At 67.1% G+C, this 16,534-nt stretch carries 17 protein-coding genes; 9 read left to right on the top strand and 8 right to left on the bottom strand.

What is annotated here, in order from left to right; translation table 11 throughout:
• On the bottom strand, positions 1-278 hold a 278-nt coding region (locus CDO81_RS12575; RefSeq protein ID WP_144397224.1), incomplete at its 3' end, for a hypothetical protein.
• A gap of 72 nt (positions 279-350) precedes the next feature.
• On the bottom strand, positions 351-998 hold the full coding sequence (locus tag CDO81_RS12570) for an arylesterase (RefSeq protein ID WP_088483561.1): 648 nt from the start codon (positions 996-998) through the stop codon (positions 351-353).
• Here CDO81_RS12570 and CDO81_RS12565 point away from each other — a divergent pair.
• Positions 997-1,668 (top strand): ABC transporter ATP-binding protein, encoded by a 672-nt coding sequence (locus CDO81_RS12565; RefSeq protein WP_088483560.1) that lies wholly within the window; start codon positions 997-999, stop codon positions 1,666-1,668. The two genes, CDO81_RS12570 and CDO81_RS12565, sit on opposite strands and share 2 nt — an antisense overlap.
• Before the next feature lie 161 nt (positions 1,669-1,829).
• Here CDO81_RS12565 and CDO81_RS12560 read toward each other — a convergent pair whose 3' ends face one another.
• The 5 genes from CDO81_RS12560 to CDO81_RS12540 form a co-directional block, all read right to left on the bottom strand.
• The gene (locus CDO81_RS12560) at positions 1,830-2,633 is read right to left on the bottom strand and encodes a peptidylprolyl isomerase (RefSeq protein ID WP_088483559.1); all 804 of its coding nucleotides are present in this window, start codon (positions 2,631-2,633) and stop codon (positions 1,830-1,832) included.
• A 73-nt stretch (positions 2,634-2,706) separates the two neighbouring features.
• Entirely contained in the window at positions 2,707-2,967 is a 261-nt protein-coding gene (locus tag CDO81_RS12555) for a BolA family protein (RefSeq protein WP_088483558.1), read from the bottom strand.
• Positions 2,964-3,596 (bottom strand): septation protein A, encoded by a 633-nt coding sequence (locus tag CDO81_RS12550; protein WP_088483557.1) that lies wholly within the window; start codon positions 3,594-3,596, stop codon positions 2,964-2,966. The genes CDO81_RS12555 and CDO81_RS12550 overlap by 4 nt, the downstream gene beginning before the upstream one ends.
• A gap of 43 nt (positions 3,597-3,639) precedes the next feature.
• On the bottom strand, positions 3,640-4,068 hold the full coding sequence (msrB, locus tag CDO81_RS12545) for a peptide-methionine (R)-S-oxide reductase MsrB (protein ID WP_088483556.1): 429 nt from the start codon (positions 4,066-4,068) through the stop codon (positions 3,640-3,642).
• Positions 4,065-5,513 carry a protein adenylyltransferase SelO gene (locus tag CDO81_RS12540; protein ID WP_088483555.1) on the bottom strand — a complete coding sequence of 483 codons (1,449 nt, stop codon included), beginning with the start codon at positions 5,511-5,513 and terminating at the stop codon, positions 4,065-4,067. The genes msrB and CDO81_RS12540 overlap by 4 nt, the downstream gene beginning before the upstream one ends.
• Before the next feature lie 134 nt (positions 5,514-5,647).
• On the opposite strand from CDO81_RS12540, the gene CDO81_RS12535 reads away from it, so the two are divergent.
• From CDO81_RS12535 to CDO81_RS12510, 6 genes are all read left to right on the top strand, one after another.
• Positions 5,648-7,294, top strand: a complete 1,647-nt coding sequence (locus tag CDO81_RS12535) for a 3-(methylthio)propionyl-CoA ligase (protein ID WP_088483554.1) — start codon at positions 5,648-5,650, stop codon at positions 7,292-7,294.
• A 91-nt stretch (positions 7,295-7,385) separates the two neighbouring features.
• On the top strand, positions 7,386-8,636 hold the full coding sequence (locus CDO81_RS12530) for a branched-chain amino acid ABC transporter substrate-binding protein (protein ID WP_088483553.1): 1,251 nt from the start codon (positions 7,386-7,388) through the stop codon (positions 8,634-8,636).
• A gap of 199 nt (positions 8,637-8,835) precedes the next feature.
• Positions 8,836-9,795, top strand: a complete 960-nt coding sequence (locus tag CDO81_RS12525) for a branched-chain amino acid ABC transporter permease (RefSeq protein WP_241516982.1) — start codon at positions 8,836-8,838, stop codon at positions 9,793-9,795.
• On the top strand, positions 9,795-11,090 hold the full coding sequence (locus tag CDO81_RS12520; RefSeq protein ID WP_088483551.1) for a branched-chain amino acid ABC transporter permease: 1,296 nt from the start codon (positions 9,795-9,797) through the stop codon (positions 11,088-11,090). The genes CDO81_RS12525 and CDO81_RS12520 overlap by 1 nt, the downstream gene beginning before the upstream one ends.
• Positions 11,087-11,863 carry an ABC transporter ATP-binding protein gene (locus CDO81_RS12515; RefSeq protein WP_088483550.1) on the top strand — a complete coding sequence of 259 codons (777 nt, stop codon included), beginning with the start codon at positions 11,087-11,089 and terminating at the stop codon, positions 11,861-11,863. The genes CDO81_RS12520 and CDO81_RS12515 overlap by 4 nt, the downstream gene beginning before the upstream one ends.
• Complete coding sequence (locus CDO81_RS12510; protein WP_088483549.1) at positions 11,860-12,570, top strand: ABC transporter ATP-binding protein; 711 nt, start codon at positions 11,860-11,862, stop codon at positions 12,568-12,570. Before CDO81_RS12515 ends, CDO81_RS12510 begins: the two co-directional genes overlap by 4 nt.
• A gap of 7 nt (positions 12,571-12,577) precedes the next feature.
• Here CDO81_RS12510 and CDO81_RS12505 read toward each other — a convergent pair whose 3' ends face one another.
• Positions 12,578-13,090 carry a diguanylate cyclase domain-containing protein gene (locus tag CDO81_RS12505; RefSeq protein ID WP_088483548.1) on the bottom strand — a complete coding sequence of 171 codons (513 nt, stop codon included), beginning with the start codon at positions 13,088-13,090 and terminating at the stop codon, positions 12,578-12,580.
• 155 nt (positions 13,091-13,245) lie between these two features.
• Here CDO81_RS12505 and CDO81_RS12500 point away from each other — a divergent pair, with 155 nt between their 5' ends.
• Both CDO81_RS12500 and CDO81_RS12495 read left to right on the top strand, forming a co-directional pair.
• Positions 13,246-13,800, top strand: coding sequence for an ECF-type sigma factor (locus CDO81_RS12500; protein ID WP_088483547.1), 555 nt, complete (start codon positions 13,246-13,248; stop codon positions 13,798-13,800).
• Complete coding sequence (locus CDO81_RS12495; protein ID WP_088483546.1) at positions 13,797-16,469, top strand: serine/threonine-protein kinase; 2,673 nt, start codon at positions 13,797-13,799, stop codon at positions 16,467-16,469. Before CDO81_RS12500 ends, CDO81_RS12495 begins: the two co-directional genes overlap by 4 nt.
• Positions 16,470-16,534 lie beyond the last annotated feature (65 nt).

The raw sequence follows: 16,534 nt of genomic DNA, 5'->3' as shown, positions 1-16,534 counted from the left end.
AGCAGCAGCAGCGCGAAATGCAGCAGCAGCGCGAGATGCAGCAACAACGCGAGATGCAGCAGCGCCGCGAGATGGAGCAGCAGCGCGACGTGCAGCTGCAGCGGGAGATGCAGCAACGCCGTGAAGAGCAACAGCGCCGTGAGGAAGTTCAGCGCCGGGCACCGCAGCCCGAGCCGCAGCGCCAGATCGAGGTGCCGCGTGCGCCGGCCATGCAGCCGCAGCCGCAGGTTCAGCCACGCGCCCAGCCGCGTGATGAGGGCCCGCAGCGTGGCCGCCAAGACGGCGTGCCGACGCGCGGTGATCGCCCGCGCGACCCCAAGCAGCAGGAGCGTTGAGCCTCGGGCCCGGCCTCAGAGCAGGGGCTTGAGCGCCGGCCAGACGTTGTCCAGCATCTGTGGATGCGCCTTGGCCAGCGGATGGATGCGGTCGGGCTGGAACCACTCCATCGCGTCGGCTCGGTCAGCCACGCCTTTCAGCAGGAAGGGCACGAGCGCCGCCTTGGCCTGGCGGGCCACGTCGCCGAAGACGCTCTCGAAATCGCGCGCATAGGCGCTGCCATAGTTGGGCGGCACCTGCATGCCCACGACGATGACCTTCGCGCCCGCGGCTTGCGCGGCGCGCGCCATGGTCAGCAGGTTGTCGCGTGTGGTGGCGAGCGGCAGGCCGCGCAGCGCGTCATTGCCGCCCAGCTCCAGGATCACAATGGCTGGCTTGTGTGTGCGCAGCGCCGCGGGCAGGCGGCTGCGGCCGCCCGCGGTGGTGTCGCCGCTGATGCTGGCGTTGACGACCCGGTGCGGTTTCTTCAGTTCGGCCAGGCGCTTTTGCAGCAGCGCAACCCAGCCATCGCCGCTCTTGAGGCCGTACTCGGCAGACAGGCTGTCGCCCACGACGAGGATGACCGGCGCCTCGGCCGCCGCTGCCAAGACCCCTGACGACCAGCCGGCCAGCAGGCCCACGCTACAGTGCGCCACCATTGCCCGCCGACGCAGTCCCGACATGCCCGAAGTCCTTGTTCAAGTTGACCAGATCACCAAGCGCGTGCGTGACGCGACCGGAGAGCTGACGATTCTGCATGACATCAGCTTCGCCCTCTCGACGAGGGAATCGGTGGCCATCGTGGGCGCCTCGGGGTCAGGCAAGAGCACGCTGCTGGCCATCCTCGCGGGCCTGGACACGCCCAGCAGTGGCACCGTCAAGCTGCGCGGTCAGGACCTGTTCACGCTGGATGAAGACCAGCGCGCCGCGGTGCGGGCGCGAGAGCTCGGTTTTGTGTTCCAGAGCTTTCAGTTGTTGCCCAATCTCACCGCGCTGGAGAACGTGATGCTGCCGCTGGAGCTGCGCGGCGAGCGCGAGGCGCGCGACCAGGCCGCCGCCATGCTGGCCCGCGTGGGCCTGGGCGAGCGCCTGGGCCACTACCCGCGCGTGCTGTCGGGCGGCGAGCAGCAGCGGGTGGCGCTCGCGCGGGCCTTCGTGCAGCGCCCCGCGCTGCTGCTGGCCGACGAGCCCACGGGTAGCCTGGACTTCGCCACGGGCGCGGCGGTGATGGAGCTCATGTTCGAACTCAACCGTGAGGCCGGCACGACCTTGGTGCTCGTCACCCACGACCGCGAGATCGCAGCGCGTTGCGAGCGCCAGCTGCGCATCGAAGCCGGCCGCTTGGCCGCCTGAGAAGCAAAAAGCCCACTGGCTAAACCAGCGGGCTTTTCTCTTTACAGGTGCTGCCCAACGGGCAGCCACCGCCCCTCCAGCAGCAGCCGTGGAACTGGCTTTGCCAGGCCACTGGCTGCGCCCCCTTGAGGGGGAGGCGCGAAGCGCCTTCGGGGGTGGTCTTACTTGCTAAAGGTGTAGTCGGTCTTGGCCTTCTTGATCAGGCTTTCCTGGAAGTCTGCCATCTTCTGCTGCTCAATGCGCTGCTTGATCTGTGCCTTGACGTCGTCGAAGGCCGGGAACTGCGCAGGGCGGGTGTCTTCGAGCTTGATGATGTGATAGCCGAACTGGCTCTTCACCGGCTCCTGGGTCATCTCACCCTTTTGCAGCGCGACCATGGCCTTGCTGAACTCGGGCACGAAGTTGTTCGGGTTGGCGAAGTCCAGGTCGCCACCGTTGGCTGCGGAGCCGGTGTCCTTGGAGTTCTTCTTGGCCAGTTCCTCGAAGCTCGCGCCGGCCTTGATCTGGGCGATCAGGGCCTTGGCGTCTTCTTCCTTCTCGACCAGGATGTGGCGGGCGCGGTATTCGCTGCCGCTGTTGGCCGCCTTGAACTTGTCGTACTCAGCTTGCGCTTCGGCGTCGCTGACCGGGTTCTTGGCCTTGAAGTCTTCCATCAGGCCGCGGATGAGCAGCATCTGACGGGCCAGTTCCATCTGGGCCTTGTAGTCGCTGCCTTGCGGGATGCCGCGCTTCTCGGCTTCCTGCATGAAGATCTCGCGGCGCACGACTTCGTCCTTGACCTGGGCTTCCAGCTCCGGCGAGCGCTGCTGCTGGCCGCTCTTGGTGACCTGTTGGATCAGTTGCTCGACGCGCGCCTTGGGCACGGGCTTGCCGTTCACGGTGGCGACGTTCTGCGCGGTTGCGACAGCCGGCACGAGGGCCGAGATGGTGGCCGCGACGACGGCGGCAAGCGCAAACTTCTTCATGAGGGGTGGGTGTGACTCTGGCTAAAAAAATCGCGCCCGGCCTGGGCGCGTGGATCGATCACGCTCGACCTGATCAAGCTTCGCCCGGGGCCCGGGCGTCGATGGCCAGCGCATGAATGCCGCGCTGCATCAGGTCGGACAGCAAATGATAAACGAGGCGATGACGGGCCACCCGTTGCAGACCCGTAAACCGTTCTGACACGACAGCCACATGAAAGTGCCCCCCTTCGCGGGCGCCGGCATGGCCGGCATGGTCGGCGCTGTCGTCGCGGATGGTCAGTGCCGACGGGGCCAGCTCCGCGCGAAGGCGGCGTTCGATCTCTGCGGCGATCACGGCTTGCTCTCTTCTTCGGGGGGCAGGTGCTTGCCCAGGTACAGGCCCTGGCCCAGCGTGAACAGCACGATGAGCCCGGTCACGCCGAAGACCTTGAAGTTGGCCCAGGCCGAGGTCGAGAAGTTGTAGGCGACGTAGAGGTTCACCACGCCCATGACCGCGAAGAACAGCACCCAGGCTCGGTTCAGGCGCAGCCAGATCGCATCGGGCAGTTGCAACTCGCTGCCGAGCATGGCCTTGATGAGGTTCTTGCCGAAGGCGGCTTGCGAGATCCACAACGTGAGGGCCATCGCCCAGTGCAGGCCGGTGGGCTTCCACTTGATGAAGGTCTCGTTGTGGAACCACACCGTCGCACCACCCAGCACCACCACCAGCACGAGGCTGATCCAGAGCATCAGGTCGATCTTCTTGCCGCGCAGCTTCAGGATGGCCGCCTGCGCGAGCGTGGCGATCATGACCACCAGCGTGGCCAGCAGCACCGGCGCCTCCTGCGGGCCGACCGTGCCGCCCGACACCAGGAAGCCGAAGTGTTCGGTGGCAAAGGCCGCCGCCGCCTCGGCATGGCCTTCGGCGCCCTTGAAGACGACGAAGAAAAGGATCAGCGGCAGGAAATCGAGCAACAGTTTCATCAGCAGTCAACCGGGCGCGGCCGCGGCGCGCGCCCCAGGGCGGTCAGGAACCGGAGCCGGGATTGTCTTTCACGAAGTCGATCGCGGCCGAGTTGATGCAGTAACGCTCGCCGGTCGGCTCTGGCCCGTCGGGGAAGACATGGCCCAGGTGCGAGCCGCACTTGTTGCAGCGCACCTCGATGCGCACCATGCCGTGGCTGCGGTCGACCACGCGTTCGATGACCTCGCTGTTGACCGGTGCCCAGTAGCTGGGCCAGCCGCAGCCGGCGTCGAACTTGGTGTCGGACTCGAACAGCGGCGTGCCGCAGCCGATGCAGTTGTAGTGGCCGTTCTGGAAGTGGTCCCAGTACTTGCCGGTGAAGGCGCGTTCGGTGGCGGCATGGCGCGCCACTTGGTATTGCATGGGGTCGAGCTGCTCGCGCCACTCGGCATCGGTCTTCTGGACGGGGTAGGTCTTGCTGTCGTCGCTCATGATGAACAGGACACTTCGAGGGTGGAGGCCCAGTCGGGCGGCAGGGCCGCGTCACTGGGGAGAGCGGGTTCGTCGAACGGGCGGCTCAGAACTTTCAGCAGGCGCTCGATCTCCGTGAAATCGTCCCGCTGCGCCGCGCGGATGGCGCCTTCGGCCAGATGGTTGCGCAGCACCACCGCGGGGTTGACGGCCAGCATGCGCGCCTGGGCGCCCGGTGTGAGGCGTTGGCGCCAGCGCGCGAGCCAGGCGTCGAGCGCCTCGCGGTCGATGAAGAGGTCGCGCAGCGGTTCGACGTCCGCCTCGGCCCGGCTCAGGCGGCGGAAGCTCAGCGTGAAGTCGGCACGCGAAGCGGCCATCAGCTTCAGGAAGTCGTCGGCCAGGGCTTGGTCGCCCGCGTCTTCGCCTTCGAGTCCCAGCTTGGCGCGCAGCCGGCCGAGCATGGCGCTGGCGAAGCGGTCGCGGTAGGCATCCACGGCTTCGAGCAGGCGCTCGCCGGCAGCTTCAGGCTCGCCCGGCAGCAGCGGCACCAGCGCCTGAGCGAGGGCATGCAGGTTCCAGAAGCCCACGGCCGGCTGGCGCGCGTAGGCGTAGCGCCCGCGGTCATCGCTGTGGTTGCAGATGTGGCCGGGGTCGAAGCCGTCCATGAAGCCGAACGGCCCGTAGTCCAGCGTCAGGCCGAGCATGGACATGTTGTCGGTGTTCATCACGCCGTGGCAAAAGCCGATGGCCTGCCAGTGGGCCATCAGCTCGGCCGTCTGCAGCGACACGCGCTTGAGCAGTGCCACCACGGGCTCCGGCGCGTCGGCGCACTCGGGCGCGTGATGGGTGATGAACCAATCGGCCAGGCGCTTCAGCGCATCGAGCTGGTCGTGGTGCGCAAAGTGTTCGAAGTGACCGAAGCGGATGAAGCTCGGTGCGACCCGCGTGACCACGGCTGCCGTCTCCACCGTCTCGCGATAAACCGGCAGGCGTGAACCAGTGATGCACAGCGCGCGGGTGGTGGGCACGCCGAGCGCGGCCATGGCTTCCGAGCACAGGAACTCGCGGATCGATGAGCGCAACACCGCGCGGCCGTCGCCACGGCGGGAGTAGGGCGTGAGGCCACCGCCCTTGAGCTGCACCTCATGCGGGCCATGCGGCGTGTCGAGCTCGCCGAGCCACAGGGCCCGGCCGTCGCCCAATTGCCCGGCCCAGACACCGAATTGATGGCCGCTGTAGACGCTCGCGAGTGGCCGCATGCCGGGCCACAGGCTGTTGCCCGACAACGCTGCCAGCGCCTCAGGCCGCGTGTGCCAGCCTTCGGGCAAGCCGAGCAACCGGGCGCAATCAGGGCTGTGCGCGACCCAATGCGGTTCCGGCAGGCCTTGGGCGGGCAGCTCGGTGTAGAAGTCGGGCCCGAGGCCGGCGAATCGGTTGGTCCAGGCGAGGCCGTCGAACGGGTTCATTGCACCAGTTTAGTGAGAGGGCCTTGGGCCTCGCCCGCTTGGGTGTTTCCCCGGGGTTCGAGGGTCGCGGTTGTGACGTTTGGGGTCTTTGCCGCGAGGCTAGACTGGGCCGATAAGACAGCCAGGAGACAGGCATGGCATTGATGGGCCGGATGATGACGGACCCCTTGTTGATCTCGTCGCTGCTCAAGCACGCCGAGCGGCACTCGGGTGACACCGAAATCGTCAGCAAGCGGGTTGAGGGCGACCTGTATCGCAGCACATGGCGCGAGGTGGCCTTGAGGTCACGCCAGGCGGCACAAGCGTTTGCGCGGCTTGGCTGCACGCCAGGTGACCGCATCGGCACCCTGGCCTGGAACGGCCACCGGCATCTCGAGATCTACTACGGCGCCTCGGGCTCGGGGCTGGTCTGCCACACGATCAACCCGCGCCTGTTCCCGGAGCAGATCGTCTGGATCGCGAACGATGCGCAGGACCGCGTGCTGTGCTTCGACGCCACTTTCCTGCCGCTGGTCGAGAAGGTCGCGCCGCTGATGAAGACGGTGCAGCACTTCGTGTTGATGACCTCGCGCGCTCACATGCCCGCGGCCTCGGCCATCCCGAACCTGCTCTGCTTTGACGACCTGCTGGCTGCCGAAAGCGGCGACTACACCTGGCCGCAGTTCGACGAGAACACCGCGTCGAGCATCTGTTACACCTCGGGCACCACGGGCAACCCCAAGGGGGCCGTCTACAGCCACCGCTCCACCGTGCTGCATGCCTATGCCGCCGCGCTGCCCGACGCCATGGATTGCTCGGCTCGCGACGTCATCCTGCCGGTCGTGCCGATGTTCCACGTCAATGCCTGGGGCCTGCCCTACAGCGCGGCCATCGTGGGCTGCAAGCTCGTCATGCCGGGGCCGCACCTGGACGGCAAGAGCCTGTTTGAGCTGTTCGAAGGCGAGAAGGTCAGCTTCAGTGCGGGTGTGCCCACCGTCTGGCTGGGCCTGCTGAACTACGTCAAGGCCAACAACCTCAAGTTCTCGACCTTCAAGCGCACGGTCATCGGCGGCTCGGCCTGCCCGCCGGCCATGATGAAGTCGCTGCAGCAGGACTACGGCATCGAGGTCATCCACGCCTGGGGCATGACCGAGATGTCGCCGCTGGGCACGCTGTCCAAGCTGACCACGCGGCAGCTCAGCCTGCCGCCTGAACAGCAGCAACGCCTGCTGGAGAAGCAGGGGCGCGCCATCTACGGCGTCGACATGGCCATCATCGACGACGACGGCCGCTCGCTGCCCTGGGACGGGCAGAGTTCGGGCAACCTGGTGGTGCGTGGGCACTGGGTCATTTCCCGCTACATGAACCATGATGAATCGCCGCTCGTCAGCGTGGACGGCGAGCCGGGCTGGTTCCCCACCGGCGACGTCGCCACCATCGACGCTGACGGCTTCATGCAGATCACCGATCGCAGCAAGGACGTCATCAAGTCCGGCGGCGAGTGGATCAGCTCCATCGATCTCGAGAACATCGCCATGGCCCACCCGGCCGTGAACGAGGCGGCCGTCATTGCGGCGCGGCACCCCAAGTGGGACGAGCGGCCGCTGCTGGTCGTCGTCAAGAAGCCCGACGCGCAGCTTACCCGGGAAGAGCTGCTCGCCTTCTACGAGGGCCGCATCGCCAAGTGGCAGATCCCGGACGACGTCGTGTTCGTGCCCGAGATTCCGCACACCGCCACCGGCAAGGTGCAAAAGCTCAAGCTGCGCGACCAGTTCGTCGACCACAAGCTCCCGACCGCCTGAACAGCGCGGGAAAGCACGGGACCGGTTGGGGCCCGTGCTGCATTAACTTTCGTTCACACAAAGACCTCGAGTCCAACAACAGGAGACAAGCATGTTCGACAACCACGCGACCCGGTCCCCCTTGCGCCTCATCGCCGCTGCCACCCTCGTGCTTGCGGCGAGTGGGGCTTATGCGCAGAAGGGTGAAACGGTCAAGCTGGCCTACATCGATGCCCTGTCCGGGCTGATGGGGCCGGTGGGCCAGAACCAGGTGAAGACCTTCCAGTTCCTCGCAGAGAAGTACAACAAGAGCAACCCGGCGGGCGTGAAGTTTGAGATCGTGCCCTTCGACAACAAGCTCAGCCCTGCCGAGTCGCTGAACCTGCTGAAGGCCGCCACCGACCAGGGCATCCGCTACATCATGCAGGGCAACGGCTCCAGCGTGGCCTTGGCGCTGAGTGATGCTGTCACCAAGTACAACGAGCGCAACCCCGGCAAGGAAATCGTCTACTTGAACTACTCGGCGGTCGACCCCGACCTCACCAACAGCAAGTGCAGCTACTGGCACTTCCGCTTCGACGCCGACACCTCCATGAAGATGGAAGCGCTGACCACCTTCATGAAGGACCAGCCTGACGTCAAGAAGGTCTTCCTGCTCAACCAGAACTACGCCCACGGCCACCAGGTCGCCAAGTACGCCAAGGAGATGCTCGGCCGCAAGCGCCCTGACGTGCAGATCGTCGGCGAAGACCTGCACCCGCTCGCCCAGGTGCGCGACTTCGCGCCCTATGTCGCCAAGATCAAGGCCAGCGGCGCCGACACCGTCATCACCGGCAACTGGGGCTCCGACCTGGCGCTGCTGGTCAAGGCGGCCAACGAGGCGGGCTACAACGGCAAGTTCTTCACCTACTACACCGGCGTCACCGGCACGCCCACGGCGCTGGGCCAGGGCGGTGCCGGCCGCGTGTTCCAGGTGGCCTACAGCCACTACAACATGGGCGGCGACATCCAGAAGGTGGCCGACGAATACAACAAGAAGTTCAGCGACGACATGTACACGCTGAGCGTCGATCACATCCTGCGCATGGTCAGCCAGGCCATGGCCAACGCCAAGTCCACCGACCCGGTGAAGGTCGCCGCCGCGCTCGAAGGCCTGACGGTCAAGGGCTTCAATGGCGACGTCACCATGCGCAAGACCGACCACCAGCTGCAGCAGCCGCTGTTCATCTCGGTCTGGCAGAAGGCTGATGCGAAGTACCCCTACAGCCCGGAGAAGACGGGCATGACGCTGGCACCGGTGAAGATGTACGACAGCTATGTGTCGTCGACCCCCACCTCCTGCCAAATGAAGCGTCCGGGTTGATTCGTCTGGCTGCTGCGCGAGCCGATCTCGGGCCCGCGGTGCTCGCCGTACGGGAGTACGGCTGTGCGCCTCGTGCCCGACCTCGACTCGCTCGCGACGCCATCCGAACCAACCCGGCAGGTCATCTAACGAGGGTCGGGCCTTGGATCAATTCTTCATCAGTCTGCTGAACGGGCTGTCGTCGGGACTGCTGCTGTTCATGCTCAGCTCCGGGCTGACGCTGATCTTCAGCATGATGGGCGTGCTCAATTTCGCGCACGCCAGCTTCTACATGGTGGGCGCCTATGTGGCGTACTCGCTGGTCGGCGTGGTCGGCTTCTGGTTTGCGCTGCTGCTGGCGCCGCTGGCGGTGGGCGTGCTGGGCGCGGGCTTCGAGCGGTTGGCACTGCGCCGGGTGCACAAGTTCGGGCATGTGCCTGAGCTCCTGATCACCTTCGGGCTGTCCTACGTCATCCTGGAACTGGTGCAATTGGTCTGGGGCCGCACGGCGGTGCCGTTCACACCGCCGCCGTTGCTGGAGGGCTCGGCCTTCACCATCATCTCGTCGCCCACGGCCGGCATGTCCTTCGCGCTGGGCAAGGCTTCGCCCGAGATGTGCGCCGCGGCGCTGTGTTCCAACTTCCCGATGACCAAGGCCTTCATGATGGGCGTGGCGCTGCTGATGCTGCTGGGCCTGTGGCTGCTGCTCACGCGCACCCGCGTCGGTCTCGTCATCCAGGCCTCGCTGACGCACCCTGAGATGGTGGAGGCCCTCGGCCACAACGTGCCGCGGGTGCTGATGCTGGTGTTCGGCAGCGGCTGCGCGCTGGCGGGCCTGGCGGGCGTGGTGGGCGGCATCACCTTCGTGACCGAGCCCAACATGGCGGCCTTCATCGGCGCCATCATCTTCGTGGTGGTGGTGGTCGGTGGCATCGGCTCGCTGGCCGGTGCCTTCGTCGGCTCGCTCGTGGTGGGCCTGCTGCAGACCTTGCCGCTGACGGTTGACGGCTCACTGGCCACCCTGCTCACGTCCCTGGGCTTCACGGTAACGCCCCAGACCCCCGGCTACCCGGTGCTGCGTCTGGCCCTTAAAGACGTCGCCCAGATCCTGCCGTACCTGCTCATGGTGCTCATCCTCATCTTCCGGCCCAAGGGCCTCCTCGGCACGCGGGAGGACTGATGGCTCAACGTCAAGAATTCCATTTCAAGCCGCTCAACGTCGGGCGGTGGATCATCTGGGGCCTGTTCGCGCTGGTGCTGTTCGTCGCGCCGCGCATCTGGACGAGTGGCCTGGCGCAGACCATGCTCACCCAGATGGGCATCGGCGTGATCGCCTGCCTGGCCTACAACATCCTGCTGGGGCAGGGCGGCATGTTGAGCTTCGGGCATGCGGTGTACAGCGGCGTCGGCGCCTTCCTGGCCATCCATGCGCTGAACATGGCCGGCGCCGGCACGCTGGGCATCCCGGTCAGCCTCATCCCGCTGGTGGGCGGCCTGGCGGGCCTGGTCGTGTCGGCCTTGCTGGGCTATGTGTCCACCAAGAAGGCCGGCACGCCGTTCGCGATGATCACGCTGGGCATCGGCGAGCTGGTGTTTGCGCTGGCGCTGATGCTGCCCGAGTTTTCGGGTGGCGAGGGCGGCATCTCCAGCAACCGGGTCATCGGCAAGCCGGTGCTGGGCATCAGCTTCGGGCCGCAGATCCAGGTGTACTACCTGGCGGCGGTCTACTGCTTCATCTGCACGGCCGCCATGTTCGCGCTGACCCGCACGCCGCTGGGCCGCATGCTCAACGCCGTGCGTGACAACCCCGAGCGCGTCGAGTTCGTCGGCTACGACACCCACTGGGTGCGCTTCCTGGCCTTCATGATCTCCGGCTTCTTCGCCGGCATCGCGGGCGGCCTGGGCGCGATCAACACCGAGATCGTCAACGGCGAGGTGCTGCACGCGACGCGCTCCGGGGCCTACCTGCTGTTCACCTTCCTGGGCGGCGCGACCTTCTTCTTCGGGCCCATCATCGGCGCGGTGCTGATGGTCATCTGCGGCGTGCTGCTGTCGGAGCTCACCAAGGCCTGGCTGCTCTACCTCGGCCTGATCTTCCTGTTCATGGTGATGTATGCGCCCGGGGGCTTCGCCAGCCTCATCCTGATGAACCTGCGCGTGGCGGCCTTCGGCAAGCTCAAGCAGGTCTGGGCGTCTTACCTGGCGCTGTTCGGCACCGCACTGGCGGCGCTTGTCGGTGCCGCGACCATGATCGAGATGCTCTACCACCGCCAGCTCAACGAGGCCCTCGGGCCTGAGCTGAAGTTCATGGGCGCCACCTTGAACAGCGCTGGCCTGGACGCCTGGTTTGGCGCGGGCTTCCTGATCGTGGTGGGCGCCGCACTCTTCGAGCTGGTGCGCCGCCAGTACGTTCGCGAGTGGGGCGAGATCCAGGAAGACATCGAGAAAGAAATCAAGCGGAGGGAAGCGCTATGACGTTTGCGCTTGAACTGCGCGACGTGCGCAAGAGCTTCGGCAAGAGCGAAATCATCCGCGGTGCCCATCTCGCAGTGCAGCCGGGCGAGCGGGTGGCCATCATCGGCCCCAACGGTGCGGGCAAGAGCACGCTGTTCAACCTGATCAGCGGCCGCTTTGCGCCCACGTCGGGCAGCATCCACCTGCACGGCCAGCGCATCGACGGCAAGAAGCCCTACGAGATCAACCGCCAGGGGCTGTCGCGCAGCTTCCAGGTCTCGAACCTGTTCACGCGGCTGTCGGTGTTCGAGAACATCCGCTGCGCGGTGCTGTGGAGCCTGGGGCATCGCTACGCCTTCTGGAAGTTCCTGGCCGACCTGGAAGACGCCAATGACCGCACCGAGCAGATCCTCGAAATGATCAAGCTCGACAAGCGCCGCGACGTGCTGGCCATGAACCTCACCTACGCCGAGGCGCGGGCGCTGGAGATCGGCATCACCATCGCGGGCGGGTCCAGCGTCATCCTGCTGGACGAGCCCACCGCCGGCATGAGCAAGAGCGAAACCAAGCGCTTCATCCAGCTCATCCGCGAGGTGACCGAGGGCAAGACCCTGCTGACCGTGGAGCACGACATGGGTGTGGTGTTCGGCCTGGCCGACAAGATTGCGGTGCTGGTGTATGGCGAGGTCATCGCCTTCGACACGCCCGACGCCGTGCGCGCGAATGCCCGCGTGCAGGAGGCCTACCTCGGGTCGGTGCTGGCCGAAGCGCAAGCGGCAGGAGCCGCCGCATGAGCGCCGGGCGCACGCTCAGGCTGGACAACGTCCACGCCTTCTACGGCAAGAGCCATGTGCTGCATGGCGTGAGCATGGAGGTCCGCCCCGGCGAGATTGTCAGCCTGCTCGGCCGCAACGGCGCCGGCCGCTCCACCACGGTCAAGACCATCATGGGCCAGGTGGATGCCAAAGGCTCCGTGCGCTGGGGCGACACCGAACTCGTCGGTCGCAAGGCCTACGAGATCGCCCACCTGGGCCTCGGCTATGTGCCCGAGAACCGCGACATCTTCCCCAAGCTCACGGTGCACCAGAACCTGATGCTGGGGGAGAAGTCCGGCAGCAAGAAGCCGCGCTGGGGCTTCGACGACATGTACCGCATGTTCCCGCGCCTGAAGGAGCGCCAGCACACCGAGGCCGGCGTGCTCTCGGGCGGTGAGCAGCAGATGCTCACCCTGTGCCGCACGCTGATGGGCGACCCCGACCTCATCATGATCGACGAACCGACCGAGGGCCTGGCGCCCAAGATCGTCGAGCTGGTGGCCGAGTACCTGAAGGAACTCAAGAACCGCGGCATCGCGGTGCTGCTGGTCGAGCAAAAGCTCGCCATCGCGATGGAGATCTCCGAGCGTTGCTACGTGATGGGCCACGGCCGCATCGTGTTCGAGGGCAGCCCAGCGGATTTGCGCGCCAATGCCTACATCCGCAAGGAGTGGCTGGAGGTCTGAGGTGTTCTCAGCTGCCCTGGCGCAGGGCCAGGCTGTGCTGGGCAGCGCGGGCCAGTTCGGTGCCCGAGCTGCCGCTGTCAGGGTAGATGGCCTCGCCCATGGCCACGCCCAGGTAGGCGAGCCGGCCTTCCAGTTCGTAGGCGCCGGTCAGCGTGTGGCGCAGGCGGTTGGCCACCAGTGCCGCTTCTGGAGCGCCTGCGCCCAGCAGCAGCACCGCCAGGCCTTGTTCGCCCACCTGCACGACTTCATCCGTGCCGCGCACCCGATTGCGCACTCGCAGGCTGGCGGTGCGCAGCAGGTCCTGCCGCGGGGCCGGCGCCGGCTCTGCGCGTGGCGCAGGCAGGGGCTCCAGCTCGATCCACAGCAGCGCCAGCCGCTCGCCCGCCCGGCGGCAGCGCGACAGCCGGCTCGACAGATGCGGCGCCAGCTCCGGCAGGGAGCCGACGTGCGGCATGGTGGGCATGTAGCCGCCCCGGCCGGTGGGGGCGCTGGATGCGAGAACGAGCTGGGTGACATTCATGGGCGACTCCTGGTACGGGGCGCGGCGCAAGGCGCGGCGCACAAAGGTCTTCCCTTTCCAGAACGGGGGGCTTTTGTGGAACCCGACATCGACTTGCAAAAAAATCGCGTCATCGCGGTCCAAGCCCGCCGTAACGCGCCGTTACAGTCCGCCCCGTGCAAGAAATCACCCAACTGCTGAAGGCGGCCCAGGACGGTGACCGGGGCGCTGCCGACCAGGTCGTCGCCCGGCTGTACGCCGACCTGCAGCGCCTGGCCCGCAGCAACCTGCGCCGGGCGGGTGATCTCACGCTGCTGGACACCCAGGCCCTGGTGCACGAGGCCTGGATGCGTCTGGACGCCGCCTCGGGCGCCGCCTTTCCCGACCGACGGCATTTCCTGGCCTACGCGGCCCGCGCCATGCGCAGCGTCGTCATCGACCTGGTGCGGGCTCGCCAGGCGGAGCGCCGCGGCGGCGGCGTGCAAGCCCTGACCCTGAACACCGCCATCGCCGACCTCACGCCGCAGGACGAAACCCAGGTGCTGCGGGTGCACGAGGCGCTGGATGAGCTGGCGCAGCTCGAACCCCGCCTGGCCCAGGTCGTGGAGATGCGCTACTTCGGCGGCCTGCTGGAGCACGAGATCGCCCAGGCCCTGGGCGTGACCGAACGCACGGTGCAGCGCGACTGGCAAAAGGCCAAGCTCTTTCTTGCCATGAGCCTCAGCGAATGAGCGGCCCCGCGCAGAAACGCTGGCAGGTGCTCAGCCCCCTGCTCGATGAACTGCTGGACCTGGATGCCCCTGGGCGCGATGCCCGGCTGCAGGCCCTGGCCAGCCAGGATGCCGATCTCGCCGACGAGCTTCGCGCGCTGCTCGCCAAGGACGAAGCCCTGAGCGACCAGGGCTTCCTGGAGCGCCCCGTGGCCGACACCCTGGCCCTGGACACCCAGGAGGCCATCGGCGAGGGCATGACCCTGGGACCCTACCGGCTGGAGAAGGTGCTCGGCCAGGGCGGCATGGGCAGCGTCTGGACGGCCGTGCGCGCCGACGGGCGCTTTGATGGCCGCGTGGCGGTCAAGTTCCTGCGCAGCGGCCTGCTGTCGGCCGGCGGCGCCGGGCGCTTTGCCCGCGAAGGCCAGATCCTGGCCCGCCTGGCCCACCCGCACATTGCCCGACTGCTCGACGCCGGCGTGGCCGAAGGCCAGCCCTACCTGGTGCTGGAGTTTGTCGACGGCCAGCCCATCGACGTCTACTGCCGCGAGAAGGGCCTGGGCATCGAGGCCCGGGTGCGCCTCTTTCTGGACGTGCTCGCCGCCGTGGGCCATGCGCATGCGCGGCTGATCCTGCACCGCGACCTCAAGCCCAGCAACATCCTCGTCACGCCCGAGGGCGAGGTGAAGCTGCTGGACTTCGGCATCGCCAAGCTGCTGGACGACGCGGGCGAGGCCGCGGCCAGCACCGAGCTGACCCAGCTCGCCGGCCACGCCTACACGCCGCAGTACGCGGCGCCCGAGCAGGTGCAGCAGACCGAAGTGACCACGGCCACCGACGTCTATGCCCTGGGCGTGCTGCTCTACCAGCTGCTCGGCGGTGGCCACCCGACGGCGGCGGACACGCAGACACGTCTGGACCTGCTCAAGGCCGTGGTGGAGCAGGTGCCGCGACGGCTGTCCGAGGCGGCGACGCAGAGCAGCGATGCAGCCATTGCCCGTGAAGCGCGTGCGCTGCGGGGCGATCTGGACACCATCGTCGCCAAGGCGCTCAAGAAGCTGCCGGCGGAGCGCTACGCCAATGCGCAGGCGATGGCGGATGACCTGCAGTGCTGGTTGGCGCAAGAGCCCATCAGTGCGAGGCCGGACAGCCGCTGGTATGTGCTCGGCCTCTTCGTGCGGCGCCATCGGCTGGCGGTGGCGGCGTCGAGCCTGGCGGTCGTGACGCTGCTGGTGCTGACCGGGGTGAGCGTGGTGCAGGCGCGGCGCGCCGAAGCGGCCGAGGCGCGGGCTGAGCAGCGGCGCCTGCAGTCCGATGAATTGCTTTCCTACATGCTGGGCGACTTCTCCGACAAGCTGCGCCCCATCGGCAAGCTGGATTTGCTCGACAGCATTGGCGGCCGGGCCTTGGAACACCTGGCGGCACAGGCACCGACTCAGCCCGTCGAGCGACTCAACCGAGCGAAGGCCTTGACTGTGATTGGCGAGGTGCGCGTGAACCGTCGCGAGTTGGAGTCCGCGCTGCAGCCGCTGACGGCCGCGCGCACGCTGCTGGCGGGGGATCCCCCGGGTGCCGACCTGACGGCTGCTTGGCGCAAGGCGCAAGGAGCTGCCGCGTTCTGGGTCGGACAGGTCTACCAATTGCAACGCAACCGGCCGGCAGCCAAAGCGGCGTGGGAGGACTATCGAGCCGTGAGCCGAGCCTGGCTGAGTGCGGCGCCGGAAGATAGAGAAGCCCTCCTGGAGTTGTCCTATGCGCAAACCAACCTTGGGGCCTTGGCGCTGGAGGCGGGCAGCCTGAGCGACGCTGCTCAGGCCTTCGAGGAATCTGTCCGGCTCAAGCGACGCGGCATGGAGCAATTGGCCGACGACAAGCGAGATCGGGCGCTCTCCGATCTGGCAGGCAGCCTGAGCTGGCTAGGGCAGGTCCAGCTGTGGCGCGGCGAGCTACCCGCTGCGCTGCGGACCTTCCAGGAGGCACTTGAGGTGTTGGCGCCGCTGCGACGTGCCCAGCCTGGAGATGCGCCCTCGGCCAACCGCGAAGCGATCTTGAACCGGTGGCTCGGCGAGACGCTGACCATGCTGGGGCGGTCCGCGGAGGCCGTGCGGGCGATGCAAGTGGCGCAGGCCCGTTTCTCTGAGCTGGTGGCCCGGGATGCTTCCAACCGCGCCTGGGCCAGCGAGGCGCTCATCACCCGATTGATGGCGCTGGAGGCAGCTCCTGTGGATCCTGCGGCCTGGCGAGAGGAACTGGCGGCATTGGGCCGGCAGCTCAGCGAGTTGGAAGGTGCCGGTGGCTCCGCGGCGCTGGTGCGGCGCCTGCCTGACCGCGCTCGTTGGGCGAGATTGAGCCTTGTGGCGGCAACGCATCAAGGGCGACCTGCAGCTGCCTTGCAATTGCAGCAGGTGCGGGAGCGCTTGCGTGAGGCGGTGGGGCAGCGCCCCGAGGAGCTTCGCCTCGTGCGCGCTCTGGCCCGGATCGATGAACTGGTGCTGCGCGGCGCGGCCCGCGGCACGTCGATTGATGGGCAGCGGTGCGAGTGGGCTCGAGCGGACCTGGCGCTGATGGTCCCCCTTGTCCAAGTGGACCCGTTGGTGGTCGAGATGCGACAGGCCGCAGGGGCCTGCGGTGACCTTCCTGATCAGAAGGCTGTGCCGAATTCCCGCGAAGCGGCTGCTTCCGGTGTCTAACGGTGCGATTCAGCTGGTTTCAGCTGTTAGCTTTCGTTTCGTCCTCACTCGCACCGTTTCGACCC

The organism is Roseateles puraquae, from assembly GCF_002205845.1.
In the GTDB taxonomy this organism is placed as follows: domain Bacteria; phylum Pseudomonadota; class Gammaproteobacteria; order Burkholderiales; family Burkholderiaceae_C; genus Pelomonas; species Pelomonas puraquae.
Note: the sequence above shows the minus strand (reverse complement) of the source record. Positions and strands in the feature narration are given on the sequence as shown.

Bases quoted from the DNA above. Each gene is read 5' to 3' on its own strand.
- CDO81_RS12570 (WP_088483561.1), bottom strand. From the start codon at position 998: ATGTCGGGACTGCGTCGGCGGGCAATGGTGGCGCACTGTAGCGTGGGC.
- CDO81_RS12525 (WP_241516982.1), top strand. From the start codon at position 8,836: ATGCTCAGCTCCGGGCTGACGCTGATCTTCAGCATGATGGGCGTGCTC.
- CDO81_RS12515 (WP_088483550.1), top strand. From the start codon at position 11,087: ATGACGTTTGCGCTTGAACTGCGCGACGTGCGCAAGAGCTTCGGCAAG.
- CDO81_RS12535 (WP_088483554.1), top strand. From the start codon at position 5,648: ATGGCATTGATGGGCCGGATGATGACGGACCCCTTGTTGATCTCGTCG.
- CDO81_RS12510 (WP_088483549.1), top strand. From the start codon at position 11,860: ATGAGCGCCGGGCGCACGCTCAGGCTGGACAACGTCCACGCCTTCTAC.
- CDO81_RS12520 (WP_088483551.1), top strand. From the start codon at position 9,795: ATGGCTCAACGTCAAGAATTCCATTTCAAGCCGCTCAACGTCGGGCGG.
- CDO81_RS12560 (WP_088483559.1), bottom strand. From the start codon at position 2,633: ATGAAGAAGTTTGCGCTTGCCGCCGTCGTCGCGGCCACCATCTCGGCC.
- msrB (WP_088483556.1), bottom strand. From the start codon at position 4,068: ATGAGCGACGACAGCAAGACCTACCCCGTCCAGAAGACCGATGCCGAG.
- CDO81_RS12505 (WP_088483548.1), bottom strand. From the start codon at position 13,090: ATGAATGTCACCCAGCTCGTTCTCGCATCCAGCGCCCCCACCGGCCGG.
- CDO81_RS12550 (WP_088483557.1), bottom strand. From the start codon at position 3,596: ATGAAACTGTTGCTCGATTTCCTGCCGCTGATCCTTTTCTTCGTCGTC.
- CDO81_RS12530 (WP_088483553.1), top strand. From the start codon at position 7,386: ATGTTCGACAACCACGCGACCCGGTCCCCCTTGCGCCTCATCGCCGCT.
- CDO81_RS12540 (WP_088483555.1), bottom strand. From the start codon at position 5,513: ATGAACCCGTTCGACGGCCTCGCCTGGACCAACCGATTCGCCGGCCTC.
- CDO81_RS12565 (WP_088483560.1), top strand. From the start codon at position 997: ATGCCCGAAGTCCTTGTTCAAGTTGACCAGATCACCAAGCGCGTGCGT.
- CDO81_RS12495 (WP_088483546.1), top strand. From the start codon at position 13,797: ATGAGCGGCCCCGCGCAGAAACGCTGGCAGGTGCTCAGCCCCCTGCTC.